Source organism: Ruegeria sp. BJ3 (assembly GCF_056535665.1).
Map to the genome: position 1 here is coordinate 3,017,984 of NZ_JBQFIT010000001.1, position 18,766 is coordinate 3,036,749.

Consider the following 18,766-nt stretch of genomic DNA (forward strand, 5'->3'; position numbering starts at 1 on the left):
TCAAATAAAATCCCAGAGATCACAGGCAAACAACCATGCACCTGAATTATGTGCCCATCGGGGCTGTTCAGGCAACACCTGTCAGGTCCAGCCGCCTTTGGAGCGTATCTGAGTCGAGCTGACATCGACCATCGGCACGTTCACGAAACACCAGGCCGGCGCATCGGCCCGACCCAAAAGATGCCGCGCCGTTCCGTCAATCCGGTATTTGCCATAGACACGCGCCGCCGGTGACATGCGCGCCGAAATCCGATCTCCGGGGCGCGCCACCACGCCCACAGGAACGGTGTCCATGATCAACCGCCAGTCCTTCCATTTGTGAAACTGGGCCAAGTTGTCAGCCCCCATCAGCCAAACGAACCGAACCTGCGGATAAAGCCGCCGCAAGGCAGCAAGTGTGTCAGCCGTAGCGCGGGTGCCGGTCAGATCCTCTATGTCAGTCACCTCAACCTTGGGATGCCGCATGATGGACCGTGCAGCCTCAACTCGCTGATCGATCGGAGCCGGGCCGCGAGACTTCAGCGGATTTCCCGGCGACACCAACCACCAGACCCGATCCAAACCAAAAGCCTTCATCGCCTCCAGTGTAACGTGCACATGCCCCTGATGCGGTGGATCGAACGATCCCCCGAACAGCCCCACGACCTGACCGGGCCGCGCATATGGTATCGCGCTTCGCAACATCCCCTGCTGTAGTCCAGAACTCGCCGGCCTTGTCAATCAACAGGTTGCACAGCATCGCCCAAACCGACCGCCCCCGATCGCACCACTTCGGCACACCAGCCGCCATGCCCACGCACGGCAGAGTACCCCCCGTTGCCCAACGCCTCTTCCATCCTGCTGCAAGGCGCGCAGATAACCGTGATCCGCAAAATGGCGGTGCCGACCTGAACCTCGCGCCCTTTGAGAGCGCCCAGATTGATGCCGGAAACCACCAGATTGCGCCGCAGCACATCCGGTGTGACCGGACCTTGTCCCAAAAAGCTGCCGATCGCGGCAAGATGCTCGTGCTGAATCAGGGTCACCGCACGCTTCCCCGGGCGACTGCGATCGCCCTCAACCCCGTCTTCCCGGATCATGGCCTGACCCAGCGCGATCATGTCCAATCGTCGCCCCGGTCTGACGCCGATCCATTCGATCCGTCCGGCCTTGGCCCAACCCGATACCAATTGCGCAAGTTCCGGCATTGCCAGCATCCTTCTTAGTCCGGTCAGGCCGGCGCATCAGACCAGCCAGTAATTCGCCAAAGCATCAGCTTGCCCCGCCCGTCCCGCTTGGCTATCAAGCGGGTCAACCTGAATTCCCCGACCCAGAGGACGCGACATGGCCGCCTATCAATATGTCTACCACATGCAGGGTGTCTCAAAGACCTATCCCGGTGGCAAGAAGTGCTTTGAAAACATTCACCTGAGCTTTCTGCCCGGCGTAAAGATCGGTGTCGTCGGCGTGAACGGCGCCGGTAAGTCGACCCTGATGAAGATCATGGCCGGCCTCGACACCGATTTCACCGGCGAGGCGTGGGCCGCCGAGGGCGCCAAGGTCGGCTATCTGCCACAGGAACCTCAGTTGGACGAATCCCTGACCGTCCGCGAAAACGTCATGCTGGGCGTGGCCGAGAAAAAGGCCAAGGTCGACCGCTTCAACGAAATCGCGATGGAGATCGCCGAGAACTACTCGGACGAACTGATGGAAGAGATGACCGCCCTGCAGGACGCGATCGACGCGGAAAACCTGTGGGACCTCGACAGCCAGATCGACGTGTCGATGGAGGCGCTGCGCTGCCCGCCGGACGATGCCAACATCGCCAACCTCTCGGGCGGTGAGAAACGCCGCGTGGCGCTGTGCAAGCTGCTGCTGGAAGCGCCCGACATGCTGCTCTTGGACGAACCGACCAACCACCTGGACGCCGAGACTATCGCCTGGCTGCAACAGCACCTGATCGACTACAAGGGCACCATCCTGATCGTCACGCACGACCGCTACTTCCTTGATGACATCACCGGCTGGATTCTCGAGCTGGACCGCGGCCGTGGCATTCCGTACGAGGGCAACTATTCCTCGTGGCTGGAACAGAAGGCCAAGCGGCTGGAGCAGGAAGCCCGCGAGGACAAGTCCAAGCAGAAGACCCTGCAGCGCGAACTGGAATGGATGCGTCAGGGGCAAAAGGCGCGTCAGGCCAAATCCAAGGCCCGCATCAACGCCTACAACGAGTTGGCCGAACAGTCCGAGCGCGAAAAGCTGATCCGCGCCCAGATCGTCATCCCCAACGGCCCGCGCCTGGGCAGCAAGGTGATCGAGGTCAACGGGCTGGCCAAGCATATGGGCGACAAGCAATTGATCGAGAACCTGTCCTTCAGCCTTCCGCCGGGCGGCATCGTCGGCGTCATCGGTCCCAACGGCGCCGGTAAGTCGACCCTGTTCAAGATGCTGACCGGCCAGGAAAAGCCCGATGCCGGCACCATTGAATACGGCGACACGGTACAACTGTCCTATGTCGATCAGTCGCGCGACGATCTCAACGACAACGACACCGTGTGGGAGGCGATCACCGGCGGTGCCGAAATCATCCAACTGGGTGACGCGCAGGTCAATTCCCGCGCCTATTGCTCGTCCTTCAACTTCAAGGGCGGCGACCAGCAGAAAAAGGTCTCGCTGCTGTCAGGGGGTGAGCGCAACCGCGTCCACATGGCCCGTCTGCTAAAAGAGGGCGGAAACGTCCTGCTGCTGGACGAACCGACCAACGACCTAGACGTCGAAACCCTGCGCGCGCTGGAAGACGCGCTGGTCGATTTCGCCGGCTGCGCCGTGGTCATCTCGCACGACCGTTTCTTCCTCGACCGGATCTGTACGCACATCCTGGCCTTCGAGGGCGATGCGCATGTGGAATGGTTCGAGGGCAACTTCGAGGACTACGAAGAAGACAAGAAGCGCCGCCTTGGACCGGACGCGCTGGAGCCCAAGCGGTTGAAGCACAAGAAATTTGCGCGATAACACCCCTGATACATCTCCGGATGGATAGTGTGGGCAGAAATCAGCCCATACTATCACCGGGATGATGGACAGTTGGAGAACGGTATGGCGGAAGCGCTACCGTTGCTTGGCTTCTTTGTGCTCGCAAGCATTTCGGCGTGGGTGTCTTCGCTGATCTTGGCGTCTGTGTTTCCATTCTTCAACTTCAAGAAAGAGTATACCGAGTATCTATTGAGGGTAAGCGGCGCACCGCTCACCCGTCTTCGTCTGCTTCTGACGGATTACGGGGCTAACAGCTATTTCTTTAGGATTGATTGGGGGTACGATTCACCTGCACCAGGGGCACTCAAAACCACTCCAAATCGCAACCTTTTTCGCATGCTTCTCCTGGCACTTGCGACCTTGATTTTTACCGTGTTCCTGTGGGTCGCTGCATTCGCGATGTTCAACATCATCTCTGCACGAATCTAGAAAACGACATCCCGGCATCTGGCTGATTGCTTGTGCCGATACGGGCTCTCGGGCGTCCGAATGACATTGACTGGAGTCGACTATCAGACAGGTGACCGATCCTATTTCTTGGCCGATCCGCTAATGGATTCGTGTCCGTTCTGCCCGGATGGGACGCGATAATCTGACACCGAAAAGTCCGTAGCGGATTCGAATTCAGTTCGGCGGATTTATGTTCAAAACGCCCGCTGGCCCCTGAAAGCACAACACATTCTGCCCAACTGACCCTTGCCATATGGCCCTCTCAGTGCCATATGCAAAGAGCTTACGTTATTCTACTTCGACCTACTGTCTCCGTTTTCGGCGTTCAGTCTATCGATCCAGACAACGACGCCGGGCTGCCGCAATTCCGTGGGCAGCACTCAAACAGGAGATACGGATATGCCCGCAGGCACCGTAAAATGGTTCAACACCACCAAAGGTTTCGGCTTCATCGCACCCGAAGAGGGCGGCAAAGACGTGTTCGTGCACATTTCGTCCGTCGAACGTTCGGGCTTGACTGGTCTGGCCGACAACCAGAAAGTCACCTATGAACTGCGCGCTGGTCGCGACGGTCGCGAAAGCGCCGACAACATCGAACTGGCCTAAACCAGGTCTCTGGGGGCGACGGATGGCCGTCGCCCCCATTTTTTTGCCCGATTTCCGATCGCGCTTTCCAGACCCGGTGGGGCAGGAAAACAACATCACTTTCCGGTGAAACCCGCGCGGGAATTGACCCGATCGGCTATTCTGAACAGACTGCTATCCTGTTTTCTTTGTTGATTAGCCGAGTATTGCCATGTTCTCACGCCGCAATTTTCTGATCTCTGCCGCCGCTATCAGTGCCGTGCCTGGCACGGCCCACGCGAAGAAGAAGCCGGTCGAGTACGACCCGACTCCGCAAATCGTTCGGATCAAGAAGCAGTTTTTGCCCGGGCAATTGTTGGTCGCGCCACGTTCGTTCTACCTGTATTTCGTGACCGAGCCTCGCAAAGCCATCCGTTATGGCTGTGGCGTCGGCAAGGCCGGGCTGGAATTTACCGGAACTGCGACGATCGACGTGAAAAAGGAATGGCCCACCTGGCGCCCCACCGAAGAGATGATCGAGCGGGACCCTATTGCCTATGCCAAATTCAAGGACAATGACTATGTCCAGCCCGGTGGAGGAGACAACCCGCTTGGCGCCCGTGCCCTGTATCTGTTTCAGAATGGCGTCGACACGTATTTCCGCATCCATGGAACGACCCAGCCGCAGACCATTGGACGAGCCGTGTCGAACGGGTGCATCAGAATGCTGAATGAGCACGTGATCGACCTGTACAACCGCGTCCCGATCGGAACGGTCGTCACCGTCGTCTAAGACAGCGGTCAAGGCCCCGACCAATCCACCCCTTCGGCTTTTTCAATCTTCAGCCGTCCGTTTGGCCACGGTACACAAAGGCTTGCTGCTTGCTTGTCTGATCCGTTCAGCCAGGTCCGGACGTCTTCGGGCCGCAACAGGACACCCATACGGTGGTGGATCGGCCGCAGATCATCGTTCGGTTCGCAGGTCACTGCGGCGAACTGATCGACATGCTGACCACCGGGTGCAGTCCACCTGTCCGTAATCGCGGCAAACAACAGGGGGGTTCCATCGGCGGTTTCAATCCGCCACGCGGTTTTGCAGCGCTTTTCGCCGGTCCACTCGTACCAGCCATCAACCGGAACAACCGCGCGACCGACACCTTGAAAAGCAGATTTGTCAAAAACCGTTTCCGACCGCGCATTGATGATCGTTTCCATGACCGGTCGCCCCCGGGCATTGACGCGCCCTACGGGAATCATGCCCCACCGCATGCGCCTCGTGCCTTCAGCGGTCAGAACGATCACTTCCTGACCGGGCTGTATGTTCTGGCGCGGCTGTTCATCCGGCCAAGCAGTTTCTCGACCTAGGAATTCGGAAATCTGGGAGAACGGCCGCGTCAGAAAGAAACGCCCGGGCACGGTTTACTGCCGCTGTTTTGCGGCAGCGATCAGATCAAGGACAGCAGGTCCCAGATCATCCACGATCAGCGCAACGCCGCGCGCATTGGGGTGGATCCCGTCTGGTTGCATGAAGGTCTGCACGGCTCCGGGGTCGCCATCCGCCTGCAACCCGGAAAAAAAGCTGGAGGCATAGAGCGTGCCGAACTGGGTGGCCAGATCCGGATACATCGCATCAAACGCTTGTTTGTAGTCCGCGCCATAATTGCCCGGGGCTTGCATGCCGATCAGCAGAACCGGAACCTTGGCTGTTCGCGCCTCGGTCAGAATTTTTTCCAGGTTCGACTTCGAAACGGCCGGATCGATCCCACGAAGAACGTCGTTTCCGCCCAGCGCCACGATCATCCCGTCCACCTCTGGTGTCAGGGTCCAGCCCACACGCGCCGCACCACCGGCCGTTGTGTCCCCGGAAACACCGGCGTTGATTATCTTCACCTCCACGCCTTGCGCATCCAGCCACCGGTTCAGTTGAGGGACGAACCCATCCTCCTCGACAAGGCCGTAGCCTTGAGTCAGCGAGTCTCCGAGAGCGGCCAGGACCACCGGCTCGGCTGTGGCAGCAATGCCGCAGAGCGACAACAGCCCCGCCGCCAGAGCCTTGCGCAAATTCCTGACCGCTCCATATCCCAAATGACTGCCCCTTTCGGAAAGACTGATGACTGAACCCGTTCTGACACTCCAAAATGCCGCTTTGTCGCTGGATGGCAATGCAGGACCCGTTGAAATCTTGCGGGACATCAATCTGACCGTCAAAGAGGGAGAGACGCTGGGCCTCGTCGGCCCATCCGGTTCGGGTAAATCCTCGCTGTTGATGCTGATGGGAGGGCTGGAGCAGACGACCGCAGGTCGCATCACCGCACTGGGGCAGGACCTGACCTCGATGAGTGAGGATGCGCTTGCCCGCTTTCGCCGTGACGCGATGGGCGTCGTTTTCCAGAATTTCCATCTGATCCCAACCATGACGGCACTTGAAAACGTAGCCACCCCGCTGGAACTAGCCGGTCACCGCGATGCCTTCGATCGGGCCGAGGCCGAATTGGCGGCAGTGGGACTTTCGCATCGGCGCGATCACTACCCGGCGCAACTGTCGGGCGGCGAACAACAGCGGGTCGCGCTGGCCCGCGCTTCGGCCCCGAGGCCTCGGATCCTGTTGGCGGACGAACCGACCGGCAATCTAGATGAGACGAATGGCGCGGCCATCGTTGATTTGCTGTTCGGCCTGCGCGACCGGCACGGGGCAACGCTGGTTCTGGTCACACACAGCCACTCGCTGGCCCGAAGATGCGACCGGGTTGTCCGATTGCGCGACGGCCGCATCACCGAAGAGGCCAGTCAAGAGGCAGCGGAATGAGCTTGCGCCTGGCGACGCGCCTGGCCCGACGTGAACTCAGGGGCGGCTTACGCGGTTTTCGGGTTTTTCTGGCCTGTCTGACCCTGGGGGTTGCCGCCATTGCAGCGGTTGGATCGGTGCGGCAAGCAATCATGACCGGCCTTGCGCAAGAGGGGGCAGCCTTGCTGGGCGGCGATGCCCAGATCGAGTTGACCTACCGCTTCGCGAACGAAGCAGAAACCGCATGGATGGAGCAAAACGCGGATCGCGTGTCCGAAGTTGTCGATTTCCGCTCGATGGCCGTGACCCGCAGCGACGCACCGCAACGCGGACTTACTCAGGTCAAGGCCATCGATGACGCCTATCCTCTGATCGGTACCGTCCAACTGGACTCCGAAATCTCACTGTCCGAGGCGTTGGACGGAAATGCCACCCTTCCCGGGGCAGTGATGGACCCGGTTCTGATCGAGCGTCTGGGGCTGGACATCGGCGATAGTTTTGCACTGGGCACGCAAGACTTTGTGCTGGCCGCCGCTTTGATATCCGAGCCCGACGCGGCCGGAGATGGGTTCACCTTGGGCCCGCGCACATTGGTTCGCACAGCCGATCTGAAAGACTCGGGCCTATTGCAGCCCGGCACGCTGTTTTCGACCAAATACCGTATGGACCTGCCGGTCGGAGCCGACCTCACAGAAGTCTCGGAACAGGCAGAGAGCGTTCTGCAGGGTTCGGGGCTGCGCTGGACCGATGCGCGCAACGGCGCACCCGGAATTGCCGAATTCGTTTCGCGCCTCGGCGCGTTCCTGGTGCTGGTGGGTCTCTCCGGTCTGGCTGTGGGCGGCATCGGCGTGTCCGCGGCCGTACGCGCCTATCTCGCCCGAAAGACCGAAACCATCGCCACATTGCGCACGCTGGGCGCTGACCGCGCCACGATCTTTCAGACCTATCTGATCCAGATCGGCGTTCTTTCGGTTGTCGGGATCGCCGCTGGTGTAGCCCTTGGCGGGCTGGCCCCGATTCTCCTGGCACCCCTGATTGAAAGCCGGCTTCCCGTACCGGCCGTTTTCTCTGTCTATCCGCAACCGCTGTTCGAGGCGGCATTGTATGGCCTGCTGACCGCCTTGCTTTTCACCCTGTGGCCCCTTGCCCGGGCGGAGGACGTCCGGGCAGCGACCCTGTTCCGCGATGCGCTGAGCAGTGCCCGCAGGTTGCCCCGCGCCGCTTACCTGTTGGCGACAGGCCTAGCCCTGGCGACACTGATCGCCACCGCCGCTTGGTTCAGCGGCTCCCCGTGGCTGACCCTCTGGACCGGTGGGGGATTTGTCGGCGCATTGGTGCTGTTGGCGCTGTCGGCCCATGGCATCCGCTATGTCGCAAAAAGGGCCGCAACACGCGCCCGTGGCCGCCCGGCGTTGCGTTGGGCACTCGCGGCAATTTCCGACCCCCGCGAAGGGGCCGCATCGGTGGTCCTGTCTCTGGGATTGGGGCTGTCGGTTCTGGCTGCGGTCGGACAGATCGACGGCACTCTGCGCAATGCAATTTCCGGTAACCTGCCGGACGTGGCGCCGTCTTACTTTTTCGTGGACATCCAAAAAGACCAGATGCCCGGCTTCAGCAGCCGGCTTGAAAACGACCCCGGTGTCACACGTGTAGAAAGCGCACCAATGCTGCGCGGAATCATCTCGCAGATCAACGGCCAACCAGCACATCAGGTCGCAGGCGATCATTGGGTCCTGGAAGGCGATCGCGGCGTGACCTATTCGGACAACGCGCCACAAAACGCCCGCATCACCGCCGGGGAATGGTGGCCAGAGGACTATTCAGGCCCGCCCCAGATCAGCTTTGCCGCGGAAGAGGCCGAGGAAATGGGTCTCAAGCTTGGTGACGAACTGACGGTGAATATTCTCGGGCGTGATATCACCGCGACCGTAACATCGCTGCGCGAAGTGGATTTCTCGAACGCGGGGATGGGATTTATCATGTCGATGAATCCGTCCGCGCTGGCCGGCGCCCCTCATAGTTTCATTGCAACGGTCTACGCCGAGGAAGAGGCCGAGGCAGCCATCCTTCAAGACCTTGCGACCCAGTTCCCCAACATCACCGCGATCCGGGTTCGGGACGCGATCGACCGTGTCTCGGGCCTGCTTGCCGGTTTGGCCTCGGCCACCTCCTACGGCGCCGGTGTGTCTTTGCTGACCGGTTTTCTGGTTCTGATCGGCGCTGCTGCTGCGGGAGAGCCCGCGCGCCGCTACGAGGCTGCGATCCTCAAGACGATCGGCGCAGATCGCCGACGGATACTTCTCAGCTTTGGCTTGCGCTCGGCGCTTCTGGGTGCGGCCGCCGGCTGCGTGGCGCTGCTGGCCGGCATCCTTGGCGGCTGGGCTGTGGCCACATTCATTTTCGATACCAGCTTTGCGGTGATATGGCCTTCGGCATTGGGTATCGTCGCTGCCGGGCTGGCCGTCACGCTGCTGGCGGGGCTATTCTTCGCCCTCCGCCCCCTATCCGTCAGCCCGGCCCGCGTCCTGCGGGCCAGCGACTGAATTCAACGCGCGCAGGTAACGGGTTGCAGAATTTTCAGCAGTGGATCGTTGTCGCAAACCAAAGCATCCAGCGATATTTCATCCAGCGACGCAAAGAAGACCTCGGCCGCGTCCTGCAGCGCCAGACGCAGGCGGCAGGCATCGGTCAACGGACAGGTGTTGTCGGCATCCGCAAAACACTCGGCGATCGGCAAACTGCCCTCGACATGGCGAAAGACGGATCCGATCCGGATCTGGTCCGCCGGCCGACCCAGCGTCATGCCACCGTTGCGACCGCGCTGCGTGCTCAGATACCCCAGCTGACCCAGTTGGTTGATGACTTGCGCCAGATGGTTTTCCGAAATGTTGCAGACATCCGCAATCTCGGATTTCGTGACGAGCCGGTCGGGATGTGCAGCGCAATACATCAACAGCCGTACGGCGATATTTGTTCGTTTGGTGATCCGCATCAGATCCTCCCCCCGAATTTCAAGATGCAACCTTATTGCACAGGCCGCAAAAAAACGGTTTGACATACATCAATCGTCAAGAAGGACAGCACGCGAAATGGCAGAGCCCTATTTCTTTGGCTATGGCAGCCTCGTAAACCTTGCCACGCATGACTTTCCCGACCCGCGACCGGCGCGACTCAAGGGCTGGCGCCGGGCGTGGCGGCATACCGATCTGCGCCCGGTCGCCTTCTTGACCGCGGTGCCGGATCCCGACTGCGAGATCGACGGCATGATCGCACATGTCCCCAAAAACGACTGGGCGGCACTGGATGAACGGGAGTGGGCCTATGATCGGATCCCCGCCACCCACGCCATAACTCATCCTCTGAAGACAGAGGTCGAGATTGCGGTCTATGCGGTTCCGGAACAGCACCGCAAGGACCCGACGCACAGCCATCCGGTTTTGCTCAGCTATGTAGACGTCGTGGTGCAGGGGTATTTGCGCGCCTTCGGCCTGCCGGGTGTCGAGCGTTTCTTCGCCACGACCGACGGGTGGGACGCGCCGATCCTGAATGACCGGCACGAGCCGCGTTATCCGCGCCACCAACAGCTTCACCCCGACGAAACAGCCTTGGTCGATGAGCACCTGTCCCGGGTCTCGGCCCGGATCGTTCAAACCGCGTGAGAAAGGCGGGCGCCTGCAGCACCCGCCTCTGGTTCTTGTTCAGATCAAAGGCGGCACCGCCGCGCGGTGTCTTATTTTCGCGCCCGCACGACCTGCAGCAACGGCAGAAAGGTCGCCATCTCGGGGCCACGCTCCATCCCGGTCAGCGCCTTGCGCAACGGCATGAACAGGCCCTTGCCCTTGCGCCCGGTCGCTTCCTTCACGGCCGCCGTCCACTTGCCCCAGGTCTCGCCGTCAAACGGCCCCTCGGGCAGCAGTTCCATCGCCTGCGCAACGAATTTGCGGTCTTCCTCGTCGATCAGCGGCTCGGCCCCGTCGCGGCACAGCTCCCACCAGCCTTTCAGGTCGTTCAGCGTGGTGATGTTCTCACGCGCCATCATCCAGAACGGTTCGGCCAGTTTATCGGGCACACCGGCCGCGGCCACCGCGTCGGCAACCTTCTCCAGCGGCAGCGTCTGCAGATACCGGGCCGTCAGCGGGAACAGGTCCTGCACATCAAACTTGGTCGGCGCCGACCCGAACCGGGTGACGTCGAAACCTTCAATCAACTCGGCCATGTCGCTGCGCAGTTCCACCGGGTCGGACGAGCCCAACCGCGCCATCAGGCTCAGCAGCGCCATCGGCTGCACACCCTGCTCGCGCAGATCGCGCAGCGCCAGCGTGCCAAGGCGCTTGGACAACGCCTCACCTTGCGGGCCGGTCAGCAACGAGTGATGGGCAAAACGCGGGACGGTTCCGCCCAGCGCCTTGATGATCTGGATCTGGGTCGCCGTGTTGGTCACGTGGTCAGCGCCGCGCACCACGTCGGTCACGCCCATCTCGGTGTCGTCCACGACCGAGGCCAGCGTGTACAACACCTGCCCGTCGCCGCGGATCAGCACCGGATCCGATACCGAGGCCGCGTCGATCGACACGTCACCCAGAATGCCGTCCGTCCACTCGATGCGCTCATGATCCAGTTTGAACCGCCACACGCCATTGCCGCGTTCGGCCCGCAGCGCCTCTATTCCCGCCTCCGACAGGTTCAGGGCAGCGCGGTCATAAACCGGCGGCTTGCCCATATTCAGCTGCTTCTTGCGCTTGAGGTCCAGCTCGGTCGGGGTTTCAAAGGCTTCGTAGAACCGGCTGATCTCGCGCAGCTTGTCGGCGGCTTCCGCATAGCGGTCCAGCCGGTCCGACTGACGTTCGACCCGATCCCAGTGCAGACCCAGCCACTCGAGATCCTGCTTGATCGCATCAACATATTCTTCCTTCGACCGCTCGGGGTCGGTGTCGTCGATGCGCAGGATGAATGTGCCGCCGGCCTTGCGGGCGATCAGATAGTTCATCAGCGCGGTGCGCAGGTTGCCCACATGAATATAACCGGTGGGCGAAGGGGCGAAACGGGTGGTTGTCATGGATGTCTCCTGTTGGCGCGGCTCATGTCACATGAGCGCGTTTTTGTCCAGAAGGCGGTGCGAATGCTTGCCGTTTACTCGGACTTGATCGGCCAACGTGATGACAGGTCATCCAACCCTGCGCGGATCAATTCGGCCAGCACGTCCTCGACTATGTCCGACAGCTTGTTCACGTACAGACATGACTTGCCGGTCTTGTGCTTGCCCAGGCGCGCCAGAATACTGCCGAAATCGGAGTAGCCCGGCATGATATAGATCGAAAACGCGGCCTTGCGTGGGGAAAACCCGGTGGCAAGAAACGTGCCTTCCCGCCCGGACTTGTAGCGGTAGTCATACCGCCCGTATCCAACGATGGATGGCCCCCACATGACTGGCCGAAACCCGGTGACGGTTTCAAACAGGGTGTTCAGCCTCTGCGCCTCCGCAGCGCGCGCGGCCGGCAGGATCGCCGCCAAGAATTCGTGGACGCTTTGATCCGTCGGAACGGTTTTGTTTCCTGAGCGGGACATGAACAAGATTTAACATGCGATCGGCCAACGCGCAGCCCATATGGTAGAGTTGAAAAGTGGCAATTATCCGAAAGCGTTCTAATTCGTCGCACGTAATCTGACAGGGAGACTTTGAAATGACCATGAAACTGACCCGCCGGGCCGCTTTGGGCACGGCCGCTGCGTTACCTTTTGCATCTATCGCGACACAGTCACTGGCTGCCGGGGCCGAAACCAAGGCCAACTCGACCGTCGCCCGCAGCTTTCAACTGGGCGATTTCACGGTCACGACCCTGCTGGATGGCAGCCTGCCGCGAGACGGCGCTCAGGAGATTTTCGGCGGTGGCGCGTCAGACGAGGAGTTTGCCAAGGTATCGGCCGACAATTTCATCTCGCCCGACATTGCCCAGTTCTTCTTCACGCCAACGCTCGTCAATACCGGATCCGAGTTGATCCTGTTTGACACGGGATTGGGCCAAGGCGGTATTCAAATGGCTCTGGCCGATGCGGGCGTTGGCCCCGAGGCGATCAACGTTGTCGTCCTGACCCACATGCACCCCGACCACATTGGCGGCATGACGACCAACGATGCTGCGACCTTTCCGAACGCACGCTATGTGACCGCCGCGGCCGAGTATGATTTCTGGTCAGCACAGGAGGCCGGCAACCGCGTCGGCGACCTTGTGGCAGCCAAGGTCACCCCGATGGCTGAAAAGATGTCGTTCATCGAGGACGGTGGCGAGGTCGCATCCGGCGTGACCGCCATGGCGGCCTTCGGGCATACGCCTGGCCATATGGTCTATCATCTAGAAAGCAACGGTCAGCGGCTGATCCTGACCGCCGATCTTGCCAATCACTATGTCTGGTCCTTCGCGCATCCGGAATGGGAAGTCCGGTTTGACATGGACAAGGCGGCGGCCACCGCATCGCGTCGGAACGTGTTGGGTATGCTGGCCGCGGACAAGGTCCCGATGATCGGGTACCACATGCCTTTCCCGGCCGCCGGCTATGTCGAGCCGCGCGGCGAAGGCTTCCGCTTTGTACCTGTCAGCTATCAGATGATGGGCTGATCAATACCCCGGGTCCGGCCGTACTTTCGTACCGTCCGAAAACCGCGACAGTCGAAAGGCGGCCGGGTCCACACAAGGCGCTGTGTTCGTCACCAGATCGGCCACCAAGCGGCCGGCACCAGGGCCTATGCCAAATCCATGTCCAGAAAATCCGGTTGCAATCACCAGTCCCGGGATTTCCTGCACGTTCGAGATGACCGGGATTGCATCCGGGGTCACATCGATCATCCCGGCCCAGCTCTGCACGATCTCGGCACCAACCAATGCCGGAAGCGCCTGACGGGCCTTGGCCCATGATTTGCGGAGCGCCTTCTGCGACGGCTCGGGGTCCAGTATCCGACAGAGTTCGAACGGTGTTACGTCGGTGGACGCCCATGATCTGCGCTGACGCGCCTCAATGGTCCAGCGGTGCGACAGGCGGAATCTGAGCGATTTCCATTCCTGCGCGAATGCCGGCAGGAATTTCGCGGCCAACCGAAAACTGTCAGGCACAATATCCACCGTGTTTTCATGGCCCGAGGCGATCGTGTACCCGCCGTCGGCGCGTTTGCGAATGGCAAAATCATCCGACCACAGAGCTGTTTCCGGACCCGGTTCCACAGGCGAGGTCCGCAGAACCGTGTTCAGCACCTTCAGCTGTGGCAGGGCAATTCCTTCGTTACCGGCAAACAACCGCGACCAAGCCCCCCCGGCCAGAACCACTTGATCGCAAGCGACCCGCCCCCGTTCCGTATAAACCCCGGCAACACGACCAGCTTGCAGGTCGAGGCAGCGTACCGCGCAATTCGTCATGATGACCGCGCCTTGGTCGCGCGCCGCCTCGGCCAACGCCGGAGCAACCCATTGCGGCTCGGCCCGTCCGTCCTGTGGCGTGAAAAGCGCGGCCTTCAGCTTGGTCTTGAGGCCAGGCACGTGCTGTTCCAACTCGGATCCGGAAACCATGCGCGCTCCGGTCTGGTAGCCTTTGAGGTTTCGCAACCAGCGCTCCATATCAGCTGCGGCCCGGTCGGTCCGCGCACCGAACAGAATGCCGGATTGCACATAGCCGGTTTTGCGCCCGATCCGCTCATCAAGTGATTGCCAGATCCTGAGCGACTCGGTCATCAAAGGTATTTCGCGCGGGTCGCGCAGCCCCAAGCGGACCCAGCCCCAGTTCCTTGAACTCTGTTCGGCGCCAATCTGGCCCTTTTCACACAAGAGGACGGAATTGCCACGTTCCGCCAGTTCCAGCGCGGTTGAGACACCGATAATCCCTCCGCCGACGATCACAACGTCAACGGATTTGGGCAGACAAAGATCGGATTCAACAGGGTTGGGCTTGGGGCCGGGCATCAACGGAACTTGCTAGTCAGACACGAGCTTCATCGAGCCTTGGCAAATGTCATCCGGCAATCCTGAATAACGGAAAAGGCACCACTTTGTTCGGCTGTGTGGCGTCGATGCAAACGCCACAATGGAACTAGACCGGCACGCGGTTCAGGCCGCGCCCGAGAACTCGGCCCATTTCTGACGCAACAAAGCTGCGACACCCGAGTTTTGGGTCTCTGCCCTGGTCTCTTCGGGTTGAAGCTCGGGCAATTCCGGGTGTTTGGCTGAGAACTCTTCGGACGGTTCTTCGCTGTCTGCGTCAGCCTCAGCCAACACACCGGCGATTTCCGCTTCCAGACGCGCCTCATCCAATTCGCGCGCCGGCGTCTCCATTGTCTTGTACCTCAACGGCGCATGCAGCGGTTTGTCATATCCATCAACCATCGGACCACCTAAACCTTATAACCGGCACCCCACCACGGATGCGTCACCAGAAAACTTGGTCTTCAACTGCGCTTCGGCCGACAGATCAATGCCCGGCCCCCGCGCGCCGATCTTTCAAAATATGTGGCAAGATCGGTCCTAAACTATGGCAAAAAAATGTCCAAAAAACAAGGACACGGCCAAGTTCCGTCAGCGATACCGCCCCACCTGCAGAACAGTCAGGGTGGAGACCCCTCATTGCTGCCGATTTGTAAACAAACACCCGGGCCCGGACAAAGGGCGCTCAGCCGCAGTTTCCGTCAGCTCGGATCGCGCCAGCGATTCACGATCGGATAGCGCCGATCCAACCAGAAGGCCCGAGGTGTCAGGCGCGTGCCCGGCGCGGACTGAAAGCGTTTGTATTCGCTGATATAGATCAGGTGCTCGACACGTCGGGCATCAGCCTCGTCGTACCCGGCTGCCACACAATCCGCGATCGAGCCATCCTGATCAACCAGGATGTCGAGAATACCGTCCAACACCGGGTAATCCGGCAGGCTGTCGCTGTCCTTCTGATCCTCGCGCAGCTCGGCACTGGGCGGTTTGTCGATGACCGAGGGGCGAATGACCTCGCCGGCGGGTCCTTTCATCCAGTCGCGGTGATTGGCATTGCGCCAGCGGCAGGTTTCGAACACCCGGGTCTTGTACAGATCCTTGATCGGATTGTAGCCGCCATTCATATCGCCATAGATCGTGGCATATCCGACCGCCACTTCGGATTTGTTGCCGGTGGTCAGCAGCATCTCGCCAAACTTGTTGGACATTGCCATCAACAGCAGACCGCGTAGACGGGACTGGATGTTCTCCTCGGTAATATCAGCCTTAAGACCGTCAAACAGCGGCGCCAGGGTCTCGGTGACGGCGGCGCGGGACTGGCTGATCGGCACATAGTCGTATCGCACGCCCAGTGCTTTGGCGACGGCTTCGGCATCCTCCAGCGACTCGGCGCTGGTGTATTCCGACGGCAGCATCACGCAACGCACATTGTCAGCCCCGAGAGCGTCAACCGCGATGGCCGCAACAAGCGCGGAATCAACCCCTCCGGACAGTCCCAGCAATGCTTTGGAAAACCCGGTCTTGCCCATATAGTCGCGCAGCGCCTGCACCATGGCGCGATAGTCCTGCTCCCACGCGTCAGGATGCTCGGCGATTTCGGCGGGGACGATAGCCCATCCTTCATCACCGCGCCGCAGATCGATCTGCATCACCGCCTCGTCGAAGACCGGCATTCGAAAGGCCAGTTCGCCGCCGGGATTCAGGCCAAATGTCCCACCATCGAAAACCTGATCGTCCTGACCGCCCACCATGTTGAGGTAAATCACCGGCAGCCCGGTTTCGACCACACGGGCCACCATCTGGTTCAGGCGCACATCGTGCTTGTCGCGAAAATAGGGTGATCCGTTGGGGATCAGAAGAAACTCGGCGCCCGTCTCCTGCAGCGTCTCGGCGACATCCTCGTGCCAGCCATCCTCGCAGATCGGACTGCCGATGCGGGTGTTGCCCACCGCATAGGGGCCACCCAACGGCCCGGCGTCGAACAACCGAACCTCGTCGAACACAGTCTCGTTGGGCAAATGGTGTTTCAACACCTTGCTGACGATCCGCCCCCGGCTGAGGATCAGATAGGCGTTGTAGAGGTTGCCACCCTCGACCCAAGGCCCACCGATGGCCATCGCCGGACCATCCGCGCAGGATTCCGCCAACTGCTGCACAGCCGCCATGGCAGCCTTGTGAAACGACGGCTTCAGAACCAGGTCCTGAGTGTTGTAACCGGTGACGAACATCTCTGGCAGAGCCACCAGATCGGCCCCCGCTGCGCGGCCCTGCTCCCATGCGGAACGGGCTTTTTTGGCGTTGCCTGCAATGTCGCCCACCGTCGGGTTCAGCTGCGCCAGCGTGATGCGGAAATGGTCGGCCATCTTTGCCCTCTTGCCCTCGTCACCTGAAAAGGCATTTAGCAGATCAGGCCGCAAGTGAAAGGCCAATGCGGCAAAACCCGTTGCCCGACCTTCATCAGTGTCATAGTTTTGCACGAACCAATGCACCACGGGACAATCGGGCAGGCAGGGACTACCATGAACGCTTTTCGTACAACGATTGCCGTTGCCGCAATGGGCATCGCCGCACAGAGCGCGTCCGCGCAGCAGGGCCAGATCATCACCGCGGATGACGATGTGGGCGGGGTCTACGAAGGCACCTTTGAAAACGGGCTGCGTCACGGAACCGGCACCTATCGCCTGCCAGACGGCTTTGAATACACCGGCGAGTGGGTCGAAGGAGAAATTCAGGGCAAGGGCGTGGCACGTTACGCCAATGGGTCGGTCTACGAGGGCGATTTCGTCAAAGGTCGCCCGCACGGCAAGGGTAAGATCACCTTTGCCGACGGCGGCACCTATGAGGGCGACTGGACCGACGGCGCGATAAACGGAACCGGCATCGCGCAATACGCAAACGGAATGCGCTACGAAGGTGGCTTCAAGAACGCCCAGCATGACGGCAAAGGCGTCATGACCGACCCCGGCGGCTATGTCTATGATGGCGACTGGGTGGACGGCGTTCGCCAGGGCAAGGCCAAGATCACCTATGCGGACGGCGCGGTATACGAAGGCGACATCGTTGCTGGCCAGCGTCAGGGCAACGGATCGCTGACCTTGCCCGACGGCATGATCTATTCCGGCGAATGGACCGAGGACCGGATCACCGGAACCGGCGTACTGAAACAGGCCAACGGTGACGTTTACGAAGGCGCCTTGGTGGACGGGCGCCGGCAGGGCAAGGGAAAGGCGACCTACGCGAACGGCGATACCTACGAAGGCGATTTCGTTGACGACCGCCGACACGGCAAGGGTACGTTCACTGGCACCGACGGCTATGTGTACACCGGAGACTGGAAAAACGGTCAGATCGAAGGGTTGGGCGAACTGACCTATCCCGACGGCTCGGTCTATGTCGGTGACTTCAAGGCGGACCTCGCCGATGGCAAAGGCCGGATCACCTATCCCGACGGCTCGTCCTATGACGGCGACTGGGTTGCGGGGGTGATCGAAGGTCAGGGCACCGCGACCTACACAAATGGCACGATCTACAAAGGACAGTTCAAGAATGCTCGAACGCATGGCACCGGCGTTCTGACCCGGGCCGACGGCTCTCGCTACGATGGCGAGTGGGTAGACGGCGTGCGTCAAGGCAAGGGTACCGCCACCTACGCGGATGGGACGGTCTATACCGGTGATTTCCAGAACGGTCAGCGCCATGGCCAGGGCGAGGTCGTGATGGCAAATGGCTTCAAGTATTCCGGCCAGTGGACCGAGGGCAAAATCACCGGCTCGGGTGTCGCGACATATGCAAATGGCGATGTCTATGAAGGCAACTTCGTGAACGGCAAACGCCAGGGCTCTGGAACTATGCGCTATGCCAATGGCGAAGAGGAAAGCGGCACCTGGGAAAACGGCGCTCTGTCGGAAGCAGGCGCGGCGCAACCATCGGGCAACGAGCCGCAGGCGCCGGAGGCCGAACAGGCCCCGGAAGTCACCCCATCGGACGGATAGCC

The 18,766-nt window shown here is 60.7% G+C and carries 19 protein-coding genes; 9 read left to right on the plus strand and 10 right to left on the minus strand.

Translation table 11 applies throughout. The features are described from left to right. Positions 1–81: 81 nt before the first annotated feature. Together ACR3EL_RS15205 and ACR3EL_RS15210 are read right to left on the minus strand one after the other, a co-directional pair. Entirely contained in the window at positions 82–684 is a 603-nt protein-coding gene (locus tag ACR3EL_RS15205) for a nicotinate-nucleotide adenylyltransferase (protein ID WP_480722175.1), read from the minus strand. Between the two features lie 32 nt (positions 685–716). Then, complete coding sequence (locus tag ACR3EL_RS15210; RefSeq protein ID WP_480722177.1) at positions 717–1,187, minus strand: MOSC domain-containing protein; 471 nt, start codon at positions 1,185–1,187, stop codon at positions 717–719. Positions 1,188–1,323: 136 nt separating this feature from the next. Here ACR3EL_RS15210 and ettA point away from each other — a divergent pair, with 136 nt between their 5' ends. The 4 genes from ettA (at position 1,324) to ACR3EL_RS15230 (ending at position 4,819) form a co-directional block, all read left to right on the plus strand. Continuing rightward, positions 1,324–2,991 carry an energy-dependent translational throttle protein EttA gene (gene ettA, locus ACR3EL_RS15215; protein ID WP_480722179.1) on the plus strand — a complete coding sequence of 556 codons (1,668 nt, stop codon included), beginning with the start codon at positions 1,324–1,326 and terminating at the stop codon, positions 2,989–2,991. Between the two features lie 84 nt (positions 2,992–3,075). Then, the gene (locus ACR3EL_RS15220) at positions 3,076–3,441 is read left to right on the plus strand and encodes a hypothetical protein (protein WP_222457899.1); all 366 of its coding nucleotides are present in this window, start codon (positions 3,076–3,078) and stop codon (positions 3,439–3,441) included. Positions 3,442–3,861: 420 nt separating this feature from the next. Next, positions 3,862–4,068 carry a cold-shock protein gene (locus tag ACR3EL_RS15225; protein WP_093963409.1) on the plus strand — a complete coding sequence of 69 codons (207 nt, stop codon included), beginning with the start codon at positions 3,862–3,864 and terminating at the stop codon, positions 4,066–4,068. A 190-nt stretch (positions 4,069–4,258) separates the two neighbouring features. After that, positions 4,259–4,819, plus strand: a complete 561-nt coding sequence (locus ACR3EL_RS15230; RefSeq protein WP_170342085.1) for a L,D-transpeptidase — start codon at positions 4,259–4,261, stop codon at positions 4,817–4,819. 8 nt (positions 4,820–4,827) lie between these two features. Here the strand turns inward: ACR3EL_RS15230 and ACR3EL_RS15235 are convergent, their stop codons facing one another. Together ACR3EL_RS15235 and ACR3EL_RS15240 are read right to left on the minus strand one after the other, a co-directional pair. Further along, entirely contained in the window at positions 4,828–5,442 is a 615-nt protein-coding gene (locus ACR3EL_RS15235) for an SOS response-associated peptidase (RefSeq protein ID WP_170342086.1), read from the minus strand. A gap of 3 nt (positions 5,443–5,445) precedes the next feature. Continuing rightward, complete coding sequence (locus ACR3EL_RS15240) at positions 5,446–6,087, minus strand: arylesterase (RefSeq protein WP_480722182.1); 642 nt, start codon at positions 6,085–6,087, stop codon at positions 5,446–5,448. Positions 6,088–6,136: 49 nt separating this feature from the next. On the opposite strand from ACR3EL_RS15240, the gene ACR3EL_RS15245 reads away from it, so the two are divergent. Together ACR3EL_RS15245 and ACR3EL_RS15250 are read left to right on the plus strand one after the other, a co-directional pair. Beyond that, positions 6,137–6,832 (plus strand): ABC transporter ATP-binding protein, encoded by a 696-nt coding sequence (locus ACR3EL_RS15245; RefSeq protein ID WP_170448400.1) that lies wholly within the window; start codon positions 6,137–6,139, stop codon positions 6,830–6,832. After that, positions 6,829–9,354 (plus strand): ABC transporter permease, encoded by a 2,526-nt coding sequence (locus tag ACR3EL_RS15250; protein ID WP_480722185.1) that lies wholly within the window; start codon positions 6,829–6,831, stop codon positions 9,352–9,354. The genes ACR3EL_RS15245 and ACR3EL_RS15250 overlap by 4 nt, the downstream gene beginning before the upstream one ends. Before the next feature lie 2 nt (positions 9,355–9,356). On the opposite strand, the gene ACR3EL_RS15255 is transcribed toward ACR3EL_RS15250, so the two are convergent. Continuing rightward, positions 9,357–9,803 carry an RrF2 family transcriptional regulator gene (locus tag ACR3EL_RS15255; protein ID WP_093963764.1) on the minus strand — a complete coding sequence of 149 codons (447 nt, stop codon included), beginning with the start codon at positions 9,801–9,803 and terminating at the stop codon, positions 9,357–9,359. Positions 9,804–9,900: 97 nt separating this feature from the next. On the opposite strand from ACR3EL_RS15255, the gene ACR3EL_RS15260 reads away from it, so the two are divergent. After that, complete coding sequence (locus tag ACR3EL_RS15260; protein WP_170342094.1) at positions 9,901–10,470, plus strand: gamma-glutamylcyclotransferase family protein; 570 nt, start codon at positions 9,901–9,903, stop codon at positions 10,468–10,470. 71 nt (positions 10,471–10,541) lie between these two features. Here ACR3EL_RS15260 and gltX read toward each other — a convergent pair whose 3' ends face one another. Next, positions 10,542–11,867, minus strand: coding sequence for a glutamate--tRNA ligase (gene gltX, locus ACR3EL_RS15265; protein ID WP_170342096.1), 1,326 nt, complete (start codon positions 11,865–11,867; stop codon positions 10,542–10,544). Between the two features lie 74 nt (positions 11,868–11,941). Beyond that, positions 11,942–12,376 (minus strand): DUF1801 domain-containing protein, encoded by a 435-nt coding sequence (locus ACR3EL_RS15270; RefSeq protein WP_170342098.1) that lies wholly within the window; start codon positions 12,374–12,376, stop codon positions 11,942–11,944. Positions 12,377–12,492: 116 nt separating this feature from the next. Between ACR3EL_RS15270 and ACR3EL_RS15275 the strand changes: the two genes are divergently transcribed. Continuing rightward, entirely contained in the window at positions 12,493–13,425 is a 933-nt protein-coding gene (locus ACR3EL_RS15275) for an MBL fold metallo-hydrolase (protein ID WP_480722189.1), read from the plus strand. On the opposite strand, the gene ACR3EL_RS15280 is transcribed toward ACR3EL_RS15275, so the two are convergent. The 3 genes from ACR3EL_RS15280 to ACR3EL_RS15290 all read right to left on the minus strand — a co-directional run bounded on the left by ACR3EL_RS15280 (position 13,426) and on the right by ACR3EL_RS15290 (position 17,135). Beyond that, the gene (locus ACR3EL_RS15280) at positions 13,426–14,757 is read right to left on the minus strand and encodes an NAD(P)/FAD-dependent oxidoreductase (protein WP_170342102.1); all 1,332 of its coding nucleotides are present in this window, start codon (positions 14,755–14,757) and stop codon (positions 13,426–13,428) included. A gap of 144 nt (positions 14,758–14,901) precedes the next feature. Continuing rightward, the gene (locus tag ACR3EL_RS15285) at positions 14,902–15,177 is read right to left on the minus strand and encodes a hypothetical protein (RefSeq protein ID WP_480722191.1); all 276 of its coding nucleotides are present in this window, start codon (positions 15,175–15,177) and stop codon (positions 14,902–14,904) included. 299 nt (positions 15,178–15,476) lie between these two features. Beyond that, positions 15,477–17,135 (minus strand): NAD+ synthase, encoded by a 1,659-nt coding sequence (locus ACR3EL_RS15290; RefSeq protein ID WP_170342105.1) that lies wholly within the window; start codon positions 17,133–17,135, stop codon positions 15,477–15,479. A gap of 156 nt (positions 17,136–17,291) precedes the next feature. Between ACR3EL_RS15290 and ACR3EL_RS15295 the strand changes: the two genes are divergently transcribed. Continuing rightward, positions 17,292–18,764, plus strand: a complete 1,473-nt coding sequence (locus tag ACR3EL_RS15295) for an MORN repeat-containing protein (RefSeq protein ID WP_170342107.1) — start codon at positions 17,292–17,294, stop codon at positions 18,762–18,764. Positions 18,765–18,766 lie beyond the last annotated feature (2 nt).